The organism is Flavobacterium lotistagni, assembly GCF_011392125.1.
GTDB lineage: Bacteria > Bacteroidota > Bacteroidia > Flavobacteriales > Flavobacteriaceae > Flavobacterium > Flavobacterium lotistagni.
Window position 1 is genome coordinate 113,570 of the sequence record NZ_JAAJBU010000002.1, and the last position, 20,598, is coordinate 134,167.

Below are 20,598 nucleotides of genomic sequence, written 5' to 3' on the forward strand. Positions count from 1 at the left end.
GCAATGAAGAAGTTCACCCACCAACCTATGACGCTGACCGGAAAAGTCTGGTGCTCTATTTTTGGCCACCGATTCGTGACCACGCGCAAAGTGACCGATTATTTTCGTGAATATAAATGTGTTCATTGCCAGCTCGAACTGACCAACGATGAGCAAGGTCGGCGCATTTTTCTTACTCCTGAGCACAAAGCCATTAACGAAACGCTGGTGCATTTTTATCAAAAACGCCACCATTTGACGTCCTAAATTTTAGCTGGTTCGGTAACTTTTCCCTACCTTGTTCGTCCTAAAGCCATCTCAAAAAACGAACAGTTTGGAAACCATCCTCAGCATTGAAAACCTCAGCAAGCGTTTCGGCCCGGTACAAGCCGTCAGGAATGTTTCGCTTGAAATACAAAAAGGCAACGTATACGGAATTTTAGGCCCGAATGGCTCGGGAAAATCAACCACTTTGGGCATTGTTTTGAATGTCGTGAACAAAACCTCAGGAAATTATTCTTGGTTTGGCGGTACGATGCAAACGCACGAAGCACTCAAAAAAGTAGGCGCCATCATTGAACGTCCGAATTTCTATCCGTACATGACCGCCACCGAAAACTTAGAATTGGTATGCAAAATCAAAGGTGCGGATTATTTAAAAATTAACGAAAAGCTGCAACTTGTTGGGTTAATCGATCGCAAAAATAGCAAGTTCAGTACTTTCTCTCTTGGAATGAAACAGCGTTTAGCGATTGCCTCGGCCTTACTTAACGATCCTGAAATCTTGATTCTCGATGAACCTACAAACGGTTTAGATCCGCAAGGTATTCATCAAATCCGCGATATTATTAAAATGATTGCAGCACAAGGCACGACAATTTTACTGGCCTCGCACCTACTAGATGAAGTCGAAAAAGTCTGCTCGCATGTTTTAGTGCTTCGAAAAGGCGAAGTGCTTTATTCGGGCCGCGTCGATGAAATGTCTGCCAATGATGGTTTCTTTGAATTGCAGAGTGATGATTTGCAGCAACTCCAATCGGTTTTGTTATTGTTGCCGAAAATTGAAAAATGTATTGAAGAAAACGGCAAGCTGCTCGTGTATTTAAAAGCACCTATAAAGGCTCAAGAACTTAACCGTTTGCTGTTTGAGAAAAACATCGTGCTCAACCATTTGGTTTTGCGCAAACACAGCCTTGAAGAACAATTTCTTGAACTCACCAAAAGCCATTAAAATGAAGCGCCTTCTTAGCATAGAACTCCAGAAAATCTGGAAAAATCGCGCCAGCCGCGTCTTGACGTTGTCTTATTTTATTTTACTGACTTTCATTGCATTAATTGCATCTATCAAGTTCGACCTTGGACCTTTCCAATTTCATTTGGCCGAAATGGGAATTTTTAATTTTCCGTTTATTTGGCATTTCAACACCTATATCGCCGCCATTTTAAAATTCTTTTTGGCCATTGTCATCGTTTCAATGATGGCCAACGAATACAGTTACGGAACGCTCAAGCAAAACCTGATTGACAGTTTGAGCAAAAAAGAATTTATCGCGTCCAAATTTTTAACGGTGGTCGTTCTCTCGGGCATTTCGACTGTATTTGTTTTTGTAATGTCGATGATTCTTGGCTTGTGTTTTTCTTCTTACAACGAAATCGGGATTATTTTTTCCGATTTAGATTACATCTTGGCTTATTTCGTCAAACTCGTGGGCTTCTTTTCGTTCTGTTTGTTTCTCGGTATTTTGGTCAAACGATCGGCTTTTGCTCTGGGCTTTTTACTAGTTTGGAACATACTCGAAGGCATTGCAAAAGGGTTGTTGAAATTCCAGCTTTTTCCCAATAGCAACAACGATGAGTTCGTCATGCAGTTTTTTCCACTCGAAGCCATGTCGAATCTGATTGTAGAACCATTTACCCGATTGTCGGTGGTGAAATCCATCGGAACACAGATTGGCATTGAGAATTTTAAAAATTACGGCGTGCCATGGCTCGAGATTTTTATCGTAATCGGCTGGACGGTTATTTTTATGTTAATGTCATACAATTTGCTTAAAAAAAGAGATTTATAGTATCTTTGCCGATGCTATGAACCGAACGAAAAGTATACTCTTTTTCTTGCTGGCTAACTGTTTTCCAACAGTGATTTTGGCCCAATATATCCAAGTTAACGATACTTATACTGCGCAACAATTGGTCGAGAATGTGCTGATCAATAGCCCGTGCGCCAACGTATCCAACTTTACGGTAAACGGTGATCCGTTCAGTGCTGGCGAACAAAGCTTTGGTTTTTTCAACGCTACTGGAACTACTTTCCCATTTAGCCAAGGTGTGGTTTTAAGTACTTCACGCGCTAAAAGAACTGAAGGCCCGAATTCAAATTTAATCGATGAAGGATCGACCGCTTGGGGTGGCGATTCCGATTTAGAACAAGCTCTTAATATCACGGGCACTTACAACGCCACCGTTCTAGAATTCGACTTCACGCCGCTGACCAATTTGATGAGTTTCGACTATATCTTTGCTTCTGAGGAATATCAAGGCAATGCGCCTTGTCGTTATTCTGACGGTTTTGCCTTTTTGCTCAAAAAAGCCGGTACCGCCGATGCGTATCAAAATTTGGCTTTGATTCCGAACACTACTATTCCTGTTTTAGTGACCAGCGTGCATCCAAGTTTACCGGGTTGCGATGCAGAAAACGAGGCTTATTTTGGTTCTTTTAACACCAGCAATGCACCTATTAACCTCAACGGACAAACCGTAGTGATGACTGCTCAAGCGACGGTTGTTCCGGGCATGACTTATCATATCAAACTCGTCATCGCCGATCATGAAAATATTCGTTACGATTCGGCTATTTTTCTCGGTGGTGGTACTTTCAAAGTGGGCGCCGATTTGGGCCCAGATCGTTTGGCATTAACCAATAACGCAATTTGCCAAGGTGAAAATTATCCGCTAGATGCTACCCAATCCGGAACCAATTCCTACAAATGGTTTAAAAACGGAACGCAAATTCCCGGTGAATTTAATCCAACCTACAATGTGACGACTCCCGGAATTTATTCTGTTGAAGTCACACTTGGAGCTACCGCTTGTGTTGCTACAGGAGAAGTCGAAATCGAGTACTTGCCCGCACCTACCTTAACCAATACAACTTTAGTACAATGCGATGAAGATCAAGATGGTACTACCCTGTTTAATTTAACGCGGTTGGACACCATCATTACCAACAATGACAGCACTTTTGGACCAGTAACCTATTACGAGAATCTGATGGATGCCCAAAACCAGAATACATCGAATGCCATTGTTAACCCTGCTGCTTATTCTAGCACAGCTAAGACAATTTATGCCAGTACCAGCAATGCTTCGGGTTGTTTCGGTGAAGCCACTATCCAACTACAGATTTCCAGTCATTCTTCAGCCTTTGTAAAAGATTATGAAACTTGTGATTTGGATAGTGTCATTGATGGTTATTACACGTTCGCACTAACTGACTTGGATGCTACCGTATTAAACGGTTTGCCCACTGGCCTTCTGGTTAACTATTATCCTAGTTTAAACGATGCGCTGCTGCAAACCAATCAGTTGCCTGCCAATTATACCAATACAACCCAATTCGTAGACAGAATTTACACCCGAATTATCAACGGTAGTGATTGCTACAGTATTCAAGCCGTTGATTTATATATTAACAGTAATACACCGCCCAACTTCGAAGATGAGTTGATTTACCAATGCGACAACAATCCGCAAACGGTAACTATCGCTAACAACTTTACTTCTTATTTATGGAGCAATGGCGATACAGATAATAGTACTATTTTTACTTCATCTGGCGATTATACTGTAACAGTTAGCAATGGTGACGGCTGCTTAGCGACGAAGAAATTCACGGTCATCAACTTCAACACGCCGGTCATTATTGGTGTTCAAGTAAATGATTTTGAAGGCGGCAACAACAACCTTTTTGTAAACGCAATAGGCAATGGCAATTATGAATATTCTCTCGATGGTGTTCATTTCCAGTCAAGTCCGAATTTTTACAATGTTCGCCCCGGCGAATATCAAGTTCATGTAAGAGACAACAATTGCGGCGAAGATTTCTATGAGATTGTCGTTTTGGATTATCCGGCTTATTTTACCCCGAATGACGACGGTTACCATGACCGCTGGCAAATAAAAAACAGCGAAATCCTGAGTGGTTCGAGAATGCGTATTTTCAATCGTTATGGCAAACTACTCAAAGAAACTAGCGAACTTCAAAAAGGTTGGGACGGCACTTTCAACGGAAATCGCTTGCCCGCAGACGATTACTGGTTTGTACTAGACTTGGCCAACGGCAAAACAGTCAACGGGCATTTTTCGCTCAAACGATAAGATTTGTAGTTTAATTTGCTAATTTTATCGAATGAAAAAACTAAACCTACTATTTTTTCTACTCTTCACTTGGGGTTGTTTTGCCCAATTCAGCAAGATTCATTACATCCCACCACTGTCGGGAACCAATGATGCATCGGGCAGTGCGCAAGAGCAATATCTTTATATTTCTACCCCAAATGTCAACCCGGTCAACTTCAGAATTATTCAATTGGGCGGTGCAACAATTACAGCCACAGTTTCCAAAAGCGCACCTTATGTTTTTGATTGCGGCTTCGGCACCAATACGCAGTTAATGGTTCAGAAAACTGACGTCAACACCATACTTTCGAACAAAGGCTATATCATTGATTCAGACGATTTGGTTTATGTGTCAGCACGTGTCATTGCCGGTAATGGAAACCAATCTGGCGCTGTCATCTCAAAAGGATTAGCGGCACTTGGAAAACAATTTCGAATTGGAGCACTTCTCAACGACGACCCAACACTTTCTTTTGGCTTGAGGCATTATACTTTCCTGTCAGTTTTAGCTACTGAAAACAACACTTTAGTAGAATTTCAAGACTTGAAACCCGGCATTGTTTTAATCAATAATGCCACTGCTGGCAATACACCTTCGTCGATTATTCTCAACAGCGGTCAAAGTTTTATTATGGCGGTGGAAGGTCCGGCCAGCCCATTCGATCCAGACCAATTACCGGCCAACAGAGACGGATTGATTGGTTCACTGGTGAAAGCCAACAAACCAATCGCAGTGAATTGCGGTTCTTTCGCAGGAACCAACGCCGACAATAATCTTGACTTGGGTTTCGATCAAATTGTTGATGTGGATAAAACCGGAAAAAACTTCATTTTCATTAAAAGTACAGGTCAAGATCCGGTAGAGAAAGTACTGCTCATAGCACATACCAACAATACTGAAATCCGTTTAAACAACAGTGCAGGAACCGGCCCTTATGATTTTTTACTCAATGCCGGCGAACATTTAGTCTTAGACGGTAGCCGATTCAACGCCCAAGGCAACCTCTACGTCAACACCACTGAAAATGTCTTTGCCTACCAAACCATTGGCGATAACAGCCGCGTAGATTTTGCCAATCAAGAATTGTTTTTCGTGCCGCCTTTGAGTTGCGAAACCCCTAGAATCATTGACAATATTCCGCTAATCAATAAAATCGGAAGCCGTACTTATTCCATCGGGCGGGTAACCATGATTACCGAATCGGGCTCGACGGTGAACTTTCAGATTGATGGAACTTCCTATTCAATATCGGCTTTAAGTTCAATTCCAGGCGTGGTTGTTACTGGACCCACTGTGGTCGGAACTACTTTACAGAATTATGACACTTATGTTATTACCGGTCTTTCGGGCAATGTGAGCGCCTACTCCACCGGTGAATTGTATCTCGCTGCTTATGCTACAGATGGCGCAGCAACATTCGGCGGATTTTATTCCGGCTTTATTTTTAAACCTGAAATTACTTTCAATTTATTGAATACTTCGGCAAACAACTGTATTCCAAATGCCGAGCTCAGGGTAAATTCGTTGAGTTCTTTTGATGTGTTTCAGTGGTATTTCAACGGCAATCCGATTAGCGGAGCTACACAAAATTTCTACAATCCGACGCAACCCGGAAAATACATGGTCAAGGCGGCCATTTCCAATTGCACCAACCAAAATATTTCTTCAGACGAAATCCCGATTAGTTCCTGCCCTATTGACACCGATAATGATTCAGTAAATGACAACGTCGATATTGATTTTGACAACGACGGTATTACAAACTGTACCGAATCTGTAGGTAATCAACCTATTGATTTATCTAACACAGCAACTATCAGCGTTATAACTTCGGGTAATAATCCGCCTTTGCCGGTTCCGTTTTCCGGAGCCAATACGGGTAATTTCATCACACGAACGCCTATCGGAAAAAACAATGCGGTACAATTTCGAAAAACTTTCTCCGGACCAACCAACATTGCGGTAGAATATGTAAATACCGGACTTGCCTCAGATTTACCGGATACCAATGCGCAGTTTGAAATTAGTTCAGACATCAACAAAACCATTACGGTACTGAATCCCAACGACCAGTTGCTCATCGATACCAACTATGACGGAATCTACGAAAGCGGTATCACCAGTTACTCGTCTTATGAAATTCATTTCCGAATGAATAGCGCAGTAGTTGTTACTCCGGGTTCGGGCACATTCCGTTTTAAATCAGCGGCCACCAATACACTAACTTTCAAGCACACCAACCTTTCCGATGCGGCAGACAATTTTGCTACATTCCGATTGATTGAAACTTGTGTCGGAAGAGACTCAGACCTTGACGGCGTTGCGGATGCCATTGATATAGACAGCGATAACGACGGTATTCCAGACAACATGGAAACCATTGCCAACACAACTATCGCACCTTCAGGCATTGATGCCAACCAAGACGGTATGGACGATGCATACGGAACCGGAATAACTTCCGACACAGATGGTGATAGTGTTCCGAATTACCTCGATCTGGACAGTGACAACGACGGAATTTACGATTTGGTGGAAGCCCAAAGTGGCAGCCCTGATACCAATTTAGATGGCCGAATCGACGGAACGCCTGCAAACTTTGGCAGCAATGGTTTTTTCAATACACTTGAAACCGCCGTCAACTCTGGGGTTTTGAATTACACCGTAGCTGATACTGACAGCAATGGTATTAGAAACTATCTTTCTTTGGAAAGTGATGGCGACGGTTGTAACGATGTTATAGAAGCTGGTTTTTCAGATCCGAACGGTGATGGTCTTTTAGGAAATTCACCTTTAGTAACCAATACCAAAGGAATGGTGACTTCGGGCACAGGTTATACGCTTCCCAACAGCAATTACAACACTGGCGCACCAATTTCAATTATCACCCAGCCTAGTGTAGCTGCTTTCTGTACTTTACAAAATTCACAGATTGTGATTCAGACTTCGCCGGTTGATTCCTATCAGTGGCAGGTTTTGGCCGGAACCACTTGGATTAATGTGGTGGATAATGCCAATTATTCGCAGAGCAATACCAACGCTTTACAACTTATCGCGGTGCCTTATTCCTTTAATGGTAATAAATATCGAGTCATTTTACGTAGAAATGGCAATACTTGTAGTGTTATTTCAGACGAAGTGACTTTGTCTTTATATGCCTTGCCAGTTGTGGCTCCAGTTTCTACGTTAGTGCAATGCGATGATAATAACGACGGCTTCACCCGAGTAAATTTAAAAGAAGTCGAAGGTGCCATTGCCAACCTTGTGAACCGAACTTTTAGTTATTACCGCTCTTTAAGTGCTGCTACTGTAGGAAATGAATCGAGCCCTGATTTTATCAATAATCCACTGGGATATTTTACCAATTCTACAACCGTTTGGGTTCGTGTACTGGATTTGATTCACGGCTGCTTTAGCGTAGCGGAGCTTAATGTAGTGGTTTCAACCACGCAAGTGCCGCCCACTTTTAATCGGAAGTTCTATCGTTGTGATGATTTTCTGGATCCATACGGAAACAGCAATGCCAACAATAACAACCGCGATGGGATTGCCTCTTTCGATTTCAGTAGTGTAACTAACGATATCATTGCTATTCTGCCTGCTGGTGGAAATTACCGCATCAAGTACTACAAAAACTACCAAGATGCCGCCATGGAAATAGACGCATTGGGCAACAATCTTGAAATTTCGCAAAACCCTGCTGATGCTGAAAGTATTTTCCGTTACCGAAACCGCGAATATCCGAGTGAGCAACAAATTTGGGTGCGCATCGAAAGTATTGCTGATAATGCATGCTATGGTTTGGGCCCGTTTGTGAATTTGTATGTCGAGCCGCTTCCGGTGGCCCATCGTTATAACGACAATAACCTCATCCGAAAGTGCGATGACAACCAAGACGGAATTTTCGGTTTTGATACTTCGGTCATAGAAACAGTAGTATTGAACGGTCAAACCAATGTAACGGTGAGCTATTTTGACTTAGCTGGAAATCCGCTACCGAGTCCGCTGCCCAATCCATTTGTTGTGAATACCTCTACGACGATTCGCGTTCGGGTAACCAACAATGCTACTTTAGACCCGAATGGCACTTGTTATGACGAAATAAATTTGCAGTTTGTAGTCGATAAAAAGCCACAAGCTTTTCCGGTCAATTCGAGCCTGTTTTCGGTTTGCGATGATGAAGCTGACCCAAACACTCAAGATAGTTTATACGGATTTGATACCGCCAGCATCCAATCGCAAATTTTGGGCGGACAAACCGACATGATTGTAAAATATTACAATGGCAGTGGACAACCGCTACAAAGCCCTCTACCGAATCCGTTTTTGACTCCGTCGCAAAATGTTACTGCTGTGGTCGAAAATCCAATTAACAGAACTTGTCCGGCGAGTATTAACATTCCGTTTTTGGTGAAGCCCACGCCCAGAATTGCTTTGTTAGGACGCGATTTGATTTGCTCCACCGATCCTTCTTTTTATACTGCTATCAATGCGGCACTTCAAGATGGCAGTTCGATTTCGAATTATTCTTATCAATGGTATTTGAACGGACAACTCATTCCAGGTGCTACGCAATATACTTTAAATGTGAATGTGGCAGGCACTTATATGGTGGATGTAACGACAAGCCTTGGCTGTATGAAAACCCGAATTATTGATGTAGTGGCTTCTGATTTGGCGCATATTGACCAGATTATAATTAATGATTTATCCGATTCCAATACCGTGGAGATTATTGCATCAGGCAGTGGAATTTTGGTCTATAGCCTTGATGACGCTGATGATTTTCAGGCTTCAAATATTTTCTCGGATGTGCCGATGGGCATTCACCAAGTGTATGTAAAAGACATAAATGGTTGTGGTGTGGTTGGCCCTGTTGAGATTTATGTTTTGGGCATTCCGAAATTCTTTAGCCCCAATGGCGACGACATCAACGACACATGGAATCTGAAAGGTACTAGCGAGAATTACAACAAAAACGCGCGAATTCGAATTTTTGATCGCAACGGCAAGTTTGTGAAAGAAATTTTCGGTATCGATACAGGTTGGGACGGTACTTACCAAGGAAGACAACTACCGGCAGATGATTATTGGTATGTAATAGAACTGGAAGACGCTCGAGTGTTGCGCGGCCATTTCAGTCTGATTCGATAATGGAATGCTAATGAAAAAATTACTGTTATTACTGATGGCGGTTTCTGGAATGCAAGCCCAAGAAGTGAAAGTAACTACCGGAAAAGTCATTCGATTGCCTGATTTTAAGTCTGCCTTTGTGGATGCTCGACATGTAGATGTTTGGCTACCGGAGCATTATTCAGAAAAACAAAAATACGCCGTGTTGTACATGCACGATGGTCAAATGCTGTTTGATCCGGAAACCACTTGGAACAAACAATCCTGGGCAGTAGATACGATTGCAGGAAAACTTATTGCTCAAGGACAAACGCAACCTTTTATTGTAGTCGGGATTTGGAACAACAACCACAAGCGCCATCCGGAGTATTTTCCGCAACAACCTTTTGAGCGGATGAGCGCTGGTGAACAAAAATTTGTATCAGACATTTTGCTCGAACGGCACAAAATCGATCAACCGTTGCAACCGATGGCTGATAGATACCTGAAATTTATCGTTAAAGAACTCAAGCCATATATCGATGGGCATTTTTCGGTTTATAAAGATGCAGCGCATACATTTATTGCCGGCTCGAGTATGGGCGGAATGATTTCAATATATGCCATTTGCCAATATCCGAAAGTGTTTGGCGGTGCGGCTTGTCTTTCGACGCATTGGACCGGCATTTACCAATTAGAAAATAATCCGGTGCCGAATGCTGTTTTTGAGTACCTCAAGACACACTTACCGAATCCGAAAAACCACAAACTCTACTTTGATTGTGGTGATCAAACCCTTGATGCGCTCTATCCAACTTTACAAGCGCAAGTAGACACTATCCTAAAAACAAAAGGTTACAACGACCAGAACAGTTTGAGCCGATTTTTTCCCGGTAAAGACCATTCGGAAAATGCTTGGCGAGAACGATTGGACATTCCATTGCAATTTTTATTGGCACCACCAAAACCCTAGCCCGGATGGCAGCGACTATCCTTTTGCGCTGGGGTTCAGCGCAAAAGATAATAGTGTACAGCCGGATCAGCTACCCATAAAAAAAACCATCAACGGGAAACTGATGGCTTTCTTTTATAAATGCACTTTTACTATTGTTTGATAACTTTTTGCGTTTGTGTTTGTGTGCCAGCGATTACTTTGACAAAATAAGTTCCGGCTGAAAGATGGGCCATTGAAATGGCGGCGTTTTTAGCATGTAATGTTTGCTGTTGCACCAATTGACCCAGCATGTTGTATATGTAAAGTTGCTCTATCGGCTCATCGTTAGACACATATAAAACACCGGAAGTTGGGTTTGGATACAGTGCCAAATGCTCCATTTGGTTTTGTGCATTACTTAACACATTGGTACATTTTATAAACCTGCCGCGGTTGACATCTAAATCCGTGCAATTTGAATCGGTGTGGATGAAATAACGAACCACGCCTGAATTACTGCCTGATTGCCAAACCAAAGGCGAAGTTCCGAAAGCATAAACGGTCGATGCATTGGCATTGGTAATGGTAATATAATCTGTGGATACCGAACTCGTGAATGTATATTCTTTGTTGGTGCTAATGTTTACGTTTGAATATTCACCTGCCCAAGCGGTATTGGTGATTTGTTCGTTGGTTCCTGTGCAAGTTGGCGTATAAGTAGTTGCTGGAAATAGTCCGTGGATCGCTGTGGTACATCCGGCCAAAGCCAAAGTAGTAAAACTTCCGCCCGAAACCCAAGCACTGGCATCAGGGCCACAAAAGCAACGGCCCCAAATGTAGTAAATGGTTCCCGGAGTCAAACCGGTGAGCACGCGTGTGGTACTGGTAGAACTTCCGCTGGCAGCCGTTAAATTGGTCGGAGCTGTGCTGCTCGTGCTGATGTAATGCTGATAGGCTTGCGGTGTGGTGGCGCTGGTCCATTGTATTGTAGCTTGGGTAGTCGTTATACCACTTACAGTAACCGAAGTCGGTGCCGCACAAACTGAAGTACAAGTGATTGATCGGGTTCGGTTCGTGTTTTGTGAACCACAAGCTGAATTGCTATGAATATAATAACGAATTGTTCCGGTGTTTGGCCCAGACTGCCATGCAAGCGGCGTCGTACCACTGTTATACACAACGGTTGCGTCGGCATTGGTAATTGTAATGTAATCTGTAGCTACCGAACTGGTAAAAGTATATTGCTTATTGGTTTGGATGTTAATCAAAGTGTATTCACCGGCATAAGCATCAGTCACGATAACTTCTCCTGTTCCCGAGCAAGCCGGTGTAAAAGCTGCTGTTGGGTATAATCCGTAAATAGCCGTGGTACAATCTCCTTGAGATGGTGTGGTGAAACTTGCACCAGAAGCCCAACTGCTTTGACTGGTACCGCAATCAGAACGAACCCAAAAATAATAAGTGGTTCCAGCGGTCAAATTGATTAAGCTGGCTGTGAGCGCTGTAACGCTGCCGCTCGGTGTTGTCGCAGCATTGGGCGCAGTGCTTGAGGTACTGAAATAAATATTGTATTGGGTTGGCGTTGGGGCTGCCGCAGACCAAGAAATAGTAGCCGAGTTACTGGTAATACTACCACTGTTCAAATTGGTTGGCGCGTTACACGGAGCAGATAAAGTAGTAAAACTTCCGCCGGAAACCCAATTGCTTTGTATGCTACCGCAATTCGAGCGTACCCAAACATAATAAGTCGTTTGTGACAAAAGCCCAGAAAATGAGAAACTAGTGGTCGTTGATGAACTCGTTGGAGTTGTTGCTTGCGTAGGTGCTGTAGCCGATGGACTCAAATAAATCTGATACCCTAAAGCCGGTCCCGGAACCGGAGCCGTCCAACTGACAGTAGCTGTATTTTGTGTTGCGCCACTAACGGTAACTGCCACTGGAGCGCCACATGACGGAACAATAGGTTGACAAGTAATATATCGAGAGCGATTCACATTTTCGGAGCCACATGCTGAATTAGCGTGAATGTAATAACGAACATTTCCGGTATTGGTGCCTGTATTCCAAACTAAAGGTGAATTTCCGGCAATATAGAACACCGAACCGTCTTGGTTGGTAATAGTAATATAATCGCTGCTCACCGAACTTCTGAAGGTATATTGTCTGTTTGAATTAACAGCAACCCAATTGAATTCTCCGGCATAAGCATCAGATACAATCAGCTCTTCTACTCCACTGCTCAGACAAGTAGGTGTATAAATAGTCGTCGGATATTGTCCGTAAATGGCTGTGGTACATCCGCTGGAATTGCCTAGAGTAGTAAAAGCGGTACCGAAAACCCACTGGCTCACACCGTTGGCGCAATTTGACCTCACCCAAAAATAATAGGTGCTATTTGCTGTTAAACTGCCTGCGGTAACACTGTTGGTAATAGTAGTTCCGGTTGGTGTTGTCGAGGCATTGGGCGTGTTTTGATTCGTAGCGATATAGTATTGATAACCATTGGCCGGTACTGGGCTGGCGTGGTTCCATGTAGTAGTGACATTATTCGCTGTAACGGATGAAATCACTAAACCTGAAGGTGTTGTACAACTCGGAACCGCATTGGTACAAGTAATAGTAGTTGTTCTGCTGGTATTTTGAAAACCACAAGTTGAATTGGTATGCAGCATAAAACGAACCGTAGTTGTGTTGGCACCCGAGGACCAAACCAAAGGCGTTGGGCCGCTAGCATAAGTATACAAAGTGGTATCGTCTTTAATGGTGATATAATCTGTGGTGGTCGAACTGGTAAAAGTGTAGGTTTTATTCGGAATAATATTGACTTTGCTGAATTCGCCCGCCCATGAATTGGAAGCGATAATCTCAGCTACTCCGGAACAAGCCGGTGTGAATGTAGCGGGTGGATTTTGCCCATAAATACTGGTAACACAACCGGTTGGGTCGGAAGAAGCGGTGGTAAAACTGCCTCCGGAAATCCAATTAGAAAGATCGGTTCCGCAAGAAGAGCGCAACCAAAAATAATAGGTTGTATTGGCATTAAGCCCTGTAATTGCTTTATAGTTTTCGGTTGGCTCAATACCGCTGGGCGTTGTATTGACGGTTGGTGTTGTGCTGTTGGTGCTGACATAATATTCAGTAGCAGTAAACGAACCGCTAAACGACCAGCTCAAAACAGCACCGGTTGTTGAAATAGAATATACAATCGGGCTAATCGGCGGAACACAAGTTGATGGCACTACTTGGCACGTAACTGAGCGTGTTCTTTGTACTTCTTGCGTACCACAATTGCTGTTGCTATTTAAGAAATATCGAACAACCCCATCAAATGTTCCCGAATTCCATACATGAGGAACAGATCCGTGGCTCATCACGCCATCAACGCCTTGATTGGTGAGCGTGACATAATCAGTATTACGAGAACTGTCAAAAATATATTGTCGGTTGGGAACTACCTGAATGTCGGCATATTCACCTGCCCAAGCATCGGTATTGATTACTTCGGCACTACCAGTACATGAAGGCACAAAAGTGGTTGCCGGGTTTAGACCGTATGACCCGTTGGCACAACCCGAATTGGTAGCTAAAGTTGTGAATGTTCCGCCGGATTGCCAGGTACTTGTTGTATTGTCAATGCAGCGGCTGCGCACAAAAATCTTGTAGGTAAAATTGGCGGTCAAACCAGTCCAAGTGGCCGAAGTTAAACTCGTAGACTGATAATTGGTTTCGGCACCAATAGGTGGAAAATTGATCAAATCGTTAGTGACATAATAGTCGAAATTAGGTGCCGAGGTGCCCGTTGTCGGGGCTTCCCAAGAAAACGAAACGCTGTCGGGAGTTAAAGAAGTTTTTTGAATGTTGGTCGGGCGATTGCATTGCGCGCGCAAACTCATTGGTATCGCGAATAATATCAAACAACAAAAAGTGAATAAACTGTGCTTGATTTTCAAACTAAAAAAGTACTTCTGATCCATAGAAATGATTAAATATTTGACCAAGCGCAAAGATAAAAATATCTTTTTTTTTTGCGGCCCAAAATGCATTAACTGACTTGATTCATCTGATAAGTGATGCTTTTGAGAAAGTATTTGCTTTCGGGCTTTAGACTTTATTGCATTTGGAAAATTACAACATATACTTCGGCTCTAGCCCGGATGGCAGCGGCTATCCTTTTGTGCTGGGGTTCAGCGCAAAAGATAATAGCGTACAGCCGGATCAGCTTCACAAAAAAAAACCATCAACGGAAAATTGATGGCTTTTTAATTATGAAAAATGACTACTACTCTTTGATGACCTTGAGCGTTTTTGAGGTTTCCCCTGAAATTACTCTTGCAAAATAAGTACCCGGCGATAGTGCACTCATATCGATTTTGCCTTCCTTGCTTCGAATGCTTTGTTGTTGGACCGTTTGCCCGAGCGTATTAATTAAGATAACGCTGTCGATGGCCGTATCGTTACTGATGTGAAGCCAATCTTTGGTAGGGTTTGGAAACAGTCTCAGGCTGCTGTTATCGAAATTCGCATTGGCCAAAGCGTTGGTGCACGAAATAAATTTGGAACGTTCTTCTGCATTGTTGCCGCATGAAGAATCGGTGTGGAAGTAATAACGAATAGCGCCAGTATTAGAACCAGAAAGCCATACTACCGGCGAAGTGCCACTAATGCGAACCACAGTGCCGTTTTCGTCGGAAATGGTAATAAAATCAGTAGCTACAGAGCTAGAGAAAGTGTATTGCTTGTTCGGCAAAATATTGATAACGGAAAATTCGCCGCAATAAGCGTTGGTGACAATGGTTTCGCTGGCACCAGTACAAGAAGGTGTGTAAGGCGTACTCGGGAACTGGGGCCAAATCGCGTCGGTACAGCCGGTAAATACAATCGAAGCGGTGGAGAAAAATCCGCCGGAAGCCCAATTGCTTTGGCTGGTTCCGCAATTAGAGCGTACCCAATAGTAGTAAATCGTGCTGGCATTCAATCCGGTTAACGTAACGGAATTAGTGGTAACGTTTCCGGTAGGCTGTGTGGAAGCAGTAGGCGCTGTATTGCTGGTACTGTAATAATACTGATAACCGTTTGACGGCGTCGGGCTGGCAGCAGTCCAGTTCAAGGTAGCTCCGGAAGTAGAAATTCCTGAGGCAGAAAATCCGGAAGGTGTATTACAGGCTGTTGCTGCTTGACAAGCAATGTATCGAGTACGGTTACTGTTTTGTGATCCGCAGGCAACATTGGTATGAAAATAATAACGAATCACGCCGCTATTGCTACCTGAGGTCCAAACCAAAGGTGTGGTGCCAGCAGTATAGGTAACTGTTGCATCGGCATTGGTGATGGTGATATAATCACTGGTCACAGAACTTTTGAAAGTGTATTGCGTGTTGGCGTTGATGTTCACGTTGCTGTATTCTCCGGCAAAAGCATCGGTAACCATAACTTCATCGTTGCCAAAACAAGTAGGTGTAAAAGTTTCTGTCGGATACAAGCCATATAAAGCATTGGTGCAACCTGCATTGGCCCCTACTGTAGTGAAGTTGTTTCCGAAAACCCAATTGCCTTGAGTCGTGCCACAGTTCGAACGCACCCAAAAATAGTAAGTTGTGTTGGGGTTTAGAGCAGTCAAATTAAGGCTTACCGCTGTGGTGGAACCCGATGGTGTTGTGCTGGCTGTTGGTGCGGTATTGGTTGTACTATAATAATATTGATACCCGCCAGATGGTGCTGGGTTGGCAGCCACCCAACTGACATTAGCCGTTGTACTGGTTATTGAACCCAAAGTCAACGAGGCTGGTGCTGCACAACCGGCCACAGCATTCTGGCAAGTAATTCTAAATGTTCTGTTGACATTTTGGCTTGCGCAACTGGAATTCGTGTGAATAAAAACTTTGAGCTCGGTGGTATTGCCACCCGAAGACCAAACCAGTGGCGAGGTTCCGCTGGCATAGGCCACTGAAGTAATATTATCTCGAACTGTAAAAAAATCAGTGGCGACAGAACTAGTGAAAGTATAGGTTTTATTCGGCAAAATGTTAATCGTACTGTATTCTCCAGCCCACATATTGGTTGAAATGACTTCTGGGCTTCCCGAACAGGCCGGAGTAAAAGTCGTCGACGGATTTTGTCCGTAAATCGCCGTGACACATCCACTAACCACAGTGGCTTGAGTGGTGAAGCTGCCGCCGGAAACCCATTCGCTCAGGTTCGGATTACAACTGGATCGCATCCAATAATAATAAGTTGTATTGGGTGTCAAGCCTGTAATGGCACTCTGATAGGAACCACTGGTAACACCTCCGCTAGGTGTGGTATTGATGGTTGGTGTAGCACTGCTGGTACTGATATAATAATTGGTCGGGTGATATATGCTGCTGCTGCTAAAAGCCCAATGGATAATGGCTCCTGTGCTCGTAATTGAATTAGTGTAGATCGTTGTCGGCGCTTCACAATCAGAAGGCACTACACCGCAAGTTACCGATCTGGTTCTTTCAAACTCCTGCGTACCACAAGTGCTGTTGGTATTCAAATAATAACGAATAACACCCGAATAACTCCCTGAGTCCCATACAAAAGGTACCGCTCCGTGAGCGACAATCGCAGTCAGGTTGGCATTTCCTAGTGTAATATAATCTGAAGCCACCGAGCTGGAAAAGGTATAACGTCTGTTCGCCACCACGTTGATATTACAGTATTCGCCAGCAAATGCATTGGTATTAATTGTTTCAGCGTTTCCAGTACAAGAAGGCGTGAAAGTCGTGGTCGGATATAAACCATAAGGCGCATTGGCGCAACCTGAATTAGGAGCCAAAGGTGTAAATGTTCCAGCCGTTGCCCAGCTACTTTTCGACAAACCGCATCTGGAACGCACATAAATTTTATAAGTAATAGAAGGATTCAAACCGGTCACCATCGCGGAAGTAGCTCCGGTTTGGGTAGAATTACTCTCGGAGCCGATTGGCGGATAATTAATCAAATCATTAGTAACATAATAATCATACGAAGTGGCTCCGGTGGCGGGTGGCGTCCATGAAAAACCTACACCGTCTGTGGTTAGCGATGTGCGTATTATAGGCGTAGGCGGGTCGCATTGTGCATAAAAAGCCGTTGAAGTCAGCAAGAAAGCTAGCGATAGTAGGCTGGCCTTTTTCCTAAAACCCATCAATGAAAAGTAGTTTGTTATCATAATACTCATTTTTAAATTCTTTTTGAAAACAGTTTAAACGTCCGCAAAAGGATTTTCGGAACATTGTAAAATCAAAAGTACGCGTGCGCGTAGGACAAAAATGAGCAAATGAACAGCCGAACTATCTCTGTGAAAATTAGCTTGGGTTGGGTGAAAATTCGTAAGTGCGGTGATCTAAATTTAAAACTTGCTGATCAGGGTGAGGAATTCTTCCTTCTTGCGGGTAGCCAACGGAATGTGTTGTTGGTTTTTCATTACAATCGTGTTACCTCCATCGGATTTGATGAAGTGATCGAAGTAGCGCATATTGATTAAGTGCGATTGGTGGGCGCGGAAAAAATTGAATGGTTTGAGCAGCGTTTCGTATTCTTTGAGCGTAGTGGAAACGACCAACTTCGGCGCATTTATGAAATTGAAAGTTGTATAGTTCTTATCGGATTCGCAGTTCACGATGTCTTGCACATTCACCGAATAAATCTTGTCGGCGGTTTTGAGCACCAATTTTTGCTGCTCTTTGGGTTCGGCAAGGTTTGAAAATAACGTATTGAGTTTGAGCTCGAGGTATTCTTTGTGAATCGAGGCTTCGGCTTTCTTGACCGCATCGACCAAATCGTGTGCATCGAGTGGCTTGAGCAAATAGTCAATCGCGCTGAAACGAAACGCTCGGATGGCAAAATCTTCGTAGCCCGTTATGAAAATCACTTTAAATGCAAATGGATGCAGTTTTTGCAGCAAATCGAAACCGGTACCGTCGGGCATTTCCACGTCCAGAAAAACCAAATCGGGAAGGATTTCTTCAATCAGTTGAATACCACTTTTTACATCGCAGGCTTGACCAATAATAGCAACATTGGGGCAATGGGCTTTGATCAGTTCAATATTCTTGGTCCGAATCGTTTCTATATCGTCGATAATAACCGCTCTGAGCATGGCAATTAATTTTCGTAAATATAGGGAATTTCAAAAGATACTTGGGCACCTACAATTTGCGAATGGTCATCAAAAAGGTTTTGCAGCCGGATTTCAAAATCAGATTTTCCGGTGAGGCTTCTGAGTCTTTCCTTGGTGATTTTCATCGCTAAAGATTTTTTCCCGTCAGAATGATTCGATTCGCCAAACCCTACTCCATTATCGCTAATCGTGAAGAGCAGTTTTTGGTTTTCAAAATTGAAATCTATGGCAATGAGTCCGTTGTCGCGGCCCGCCAATCCGTGTTTGATAGCGTTTTCAATAAAAGGTTGGGTCAGCATCGGCGGCACCAGAATTAGTTCGGTATCAATCGCATCGGCCAGGTTCACCACAAAATTGAACTTGTTGCCGTACAGCAATCTTTGGATAGATAAGTAGTTGTCGATCATCATCAATTCTTCATCCAAAGTGATGTAATTCTCATTGGAATTCTCGAGAATTTGTCGCGTGAGTTTAGAGAATTTCGCTAAATAATCGACTGCTTCTTTGTCTTGTTTGTTGTAAATCAAACTTTGGATATTGTCTATGGAATTGAAGATAAAATGCGGATTCATCTGCGAGAGCAACAGTTTTTGTCGTAGTGAATTCTTCTCAAAAGCACTAATGGCCTGCTTCTGTTTGGCATTGCGATAGAAAAAATAGGCGCCGATAAACAACAGAATTACCGCCGAGGTTAACAGCAAGAGTAAGTTGTTTTTTGCGGCATTTTTGCGCTGGGTTTCGAGTTCAAGGTTAAGTGCCTTTTTCTCAAAACTGTATTGAAGCTGTTGTCGTTTGAGCTCATTCTTGGTCTCTTCTACTTTGGTCGAATCCTGAATTGTGTTGTAAGCTTCGAGCATTTCGATGCCTTTTCGGTAATTCCCATTTTCTTTACAAACTTGGTACAGCGAATAATAAGCATGTCCGTTCAGATCGACATTGTGTAAATTCTTGCTTATCGCCAAGCCTTGTTCGAGGCATTTTTCAGCTTTTGCATATTCTTTTTTATGTAAATACACATCTCCGAGATTGATTAACGCAAAGGCTTTGGCATCATTACTTTCAGATAATTCTTTGGCAAAAATCAGTTTTTTCTCGGCAGCTTCATACCGCTTGAAATGCAAATCAATCGTTCCAAGCCTACCTATGGCAAAGCTCCGGAAAGAATTCTGGTTGTATTTTTCAGACAATTCCAAAGAAAGATGCAAGTACTTATCTGCCAGAGTGAAATTTTTCAGGATAAAATATTTCGTCCCGATGTTATAATAAATTAAGGATTTCTGTAGCCCATCTTCGACCGTCGGCGCTTCCTTCTTTCTATCAATATTTTCAACCGCTTTTTTTAGGTACTTGATTGAGGTAAGGTTCTGGTCTTGATCGCCATATAATACGCCAAGATTGGTATAAACATAGGAAATTCCGTCGGCGTTTGCCTCCTTGTCTTTCTCGAAAAACTTCAATGCTTTGAAATAACACTCAATGGCTTCTTTGTAGCGTTTGCGTCGCGATAATAAAAGGCCTTTACTGACCAAGGAAGTATATAGCTCGTCATCGGCACCAACAGAGCGGTATAATTCGACCGACTTGTTCAGGTAATCGAGCGCTTTAGGGTTTTGGTTGTTTTCTAACTGGATGCTCACATTATTATAATAAGCCGCCAAATACATGGTGTACTTCTTACGGAGTTCGGTGCTCAGGTTTTTGCTGGCCAGGTTCCGTCGGGCAATTTTCCCCATGAGATCGGTATAAACATTGGCCGCTTTGTTTTCGAATAAGTTGTCGATCAGCAGCGCAATATTGGCCAGCTTAGTAGTATCGTGCAGTTTAGGATTATTAATATTGGCTTTCAGGGAATCGGTGTTGTACTGCGCCAGCAAGGGTGCGCTCGTCAAGAAGAGGAACATCAGGAAAATCCGAGAAGCAAAGTTCTTGGCAGGCATCTGAAAAATTTTCAGGTTAGTAGGCAATTGATACGAATCATTACAAAAATAGTGGTTAAGGCATTACCGTCTTGTTAAAAATAAAAAAACCATCACTTTTGATGATGGCTTC

General features: G+C 43.1%; 10 protein-coding genes. 6 read left to right on the forward strand and 4 right to left on the reverse strand.

The features are described from left to right. Positions 1-3 precede the first annotated feature (3 nt). The 6 genes from G4D82_RS03285 (at position 4) to G4D82_RS03310 (ending at position 10,463) form a co-directional block, all read left to right on the forward strand. Positions 4-246, forward strand: coding sequence for a hypothetical protein (locus G4D82_RS03285; protein WP_166334473.1), 243 nt, complete (start codon positions 4-6; stop codon positions 244-246). A gap of 67 nt (positions 247-313) precedes the next feature. Beyond that, positions 314-1,210 carry an ABC transporter ATP-binding protein gene (locus tag G4D82_RS03290; protein WP_166334475.1) on the forward strand — a complete coding sequence of 299 codons (897 nt, stop codon included), beginning with the start codon at positions 314-316 and terminating at the stop codon, positions 1,208-1,210. 1 nt (position 1,211) lies between these two features. Further along, positions 1,212-2,048, forward strand: a complete 837-nt coding sequence (locus G4D82_RS03295; RefSeq protein WP_166334477.1) for an ABC transporter permease — start codon at positions 1,212-1,214, stop codon at positions 2,046-2,048. Positions 2,049-2,124: 76 nt separating this feature from the next. Then, positions 2,125-4,356, forward strand: a complete 2,232-nt coding sequence (locus G4D82_RS03300) for a choice-of-anchor L domain-containing protein (RefSeq protein ID WP_166334479.1) — start codon at positions 2,125-2,127, stop codon at positions 4,354-4,356. Between the two features lie 31 nt (positions 4,357-4,387). Next, positions 4,388-9,532, forward strand: coding sequence for a T9SS type B sorting domain-containing protein (locus G4D82_RS03305; protein WP_166334481.1), 5,145 nt, complete (start codon positions 4,388-4,390; stop codon positions 9,530-9,532). A gap of 10 nt (positions 9,533-9,542) precedes the next feature. Beyond that, positions 9,543-10,463, forward strand: coding sequence for an alpha/beta hydrolase (locus G4D82_RS03310; protein WP_166334483.1), 921 nt, complete (start codon positions 9,543-9,545; stop codon positions 10,461-10,463). A 131-nt stretch (positions 10,464-10,594) separates the two neighbouring features. On the opposite strand, the gene G4D82_RS03315 is transcribed toward G4D82_RS03310, so the two are convergent. The 4 genes from G4D82_RS03315 to G4D82_RS03330 all read right to left on the reverse strand — a co-directional run bounded on the left by G4D82_RS03315 (position 10,595) and on the right by G4D82_RS03330 (position 20,486). Continuing rightward, on the reverse strand, positions 10,595-14,398 hold the full coding sequence (locus tag G4D82_RS03315; protein WP_166334485.1) for a fibronectin type III domain-containing protein: 3,804 nt from the start codon (positions 14,396-14,398) through the stop codon (positions 10,595-10,597). 305 nt (positions 14,399-14,703) lie between these two features. Further along, a complete protein-coding gene (locus tag G4D82_RS03320; protein WP_166334488.1) occupies positions 14,704-17,598 on the reverse strand; it encodes a fibronectin type III domain-containing protein in 2,895 nt (964 codons plus the stop codon). A 180-nt stretch (positions 17,599-17,778) separates the two neighbouring features. Further along, entirely contained in the window at positions 17,779-18,528 is a 750-nt protein-coding gene (locus G4D82_RS03325) for a LytR/AlgR family response regulator transcription factor (protein WP_166334490.1), read from the reverse strand. 5 nt (positions 18,529-18,533) lie between these two features. Beyond that, on the reverse strand, positions 18,534-20,486 hold the full coding sequence (locus G4D82_RS03330; RefSeq protein ID WP_166334492.1) for a tetratricopeptide repeat-containing sensor histidine kinase: 1,953 nt from the start codon (positions 20,484-20,486) through the stop codon (positions 18,534-18,536). Positions 20,487-20,598 lie beyond the last annotated feature (112 nt).

Bases quoted from the DNA above. Each gene is read 5' to 3' on its own strand.
- G4D82_RS03285 (WP_166334473.1), top strand. From the start codon at position 4: ATGAAGAAGTTCACCCACCAACCTATGACGCTGACCGGAAAAGTCTGG.
- G4D82_RS03295 (WP_166334477.1), top strand. From the start codon at position 1,212: ATGAAGCGCCTTCTTAGCATAGAACTCCAGAAAATCTGGAAAAATCGC.
- G4D82_RS03305 (WP_166334481.1), top strand. From the start codon at position 4,388: ATGAAAAAACTAAACCTACTATTTTTTCTACTCTTCACTTGGGGTTGT.
- G4D82_RS03310 (WP_166334483.1), top strand. From the start codon at position 9,543: ATGAAAAAATTACTGTTATTACTGATGGCGGTTTCTGGAATGCAAGCC.
- G4D82_RS03315 (WP_166334485.1), bottom strand. From the start codon at position 14,398: ATGGATCAGAAGTACTTTTTTAGTTTGAAAATCAAGCACAGTTTATTC.
- G4D82_RS03320 (WP_166334488.1), bottom strand. From the start codon at position 17,598: ATGATAACAAACTACTTTTCATTGATGGGTTTTAGGAAAAAGGCCAGC.
- G4D82_RS03325 (WP_166334490.1), bottom strand. From the start codon at position 18,528: ATGCTCAGAGCGGTTATTATCGACGATATAGAAACGATTCGGACCAAG.
- G4D82_RS03330 (WP_166334492.1), bottom strand. From the start codon at position 20,486: ATGCCTGCCAAGAACTTTGCTTCTCGGATTTTCCTGATGTTCCTCTTC.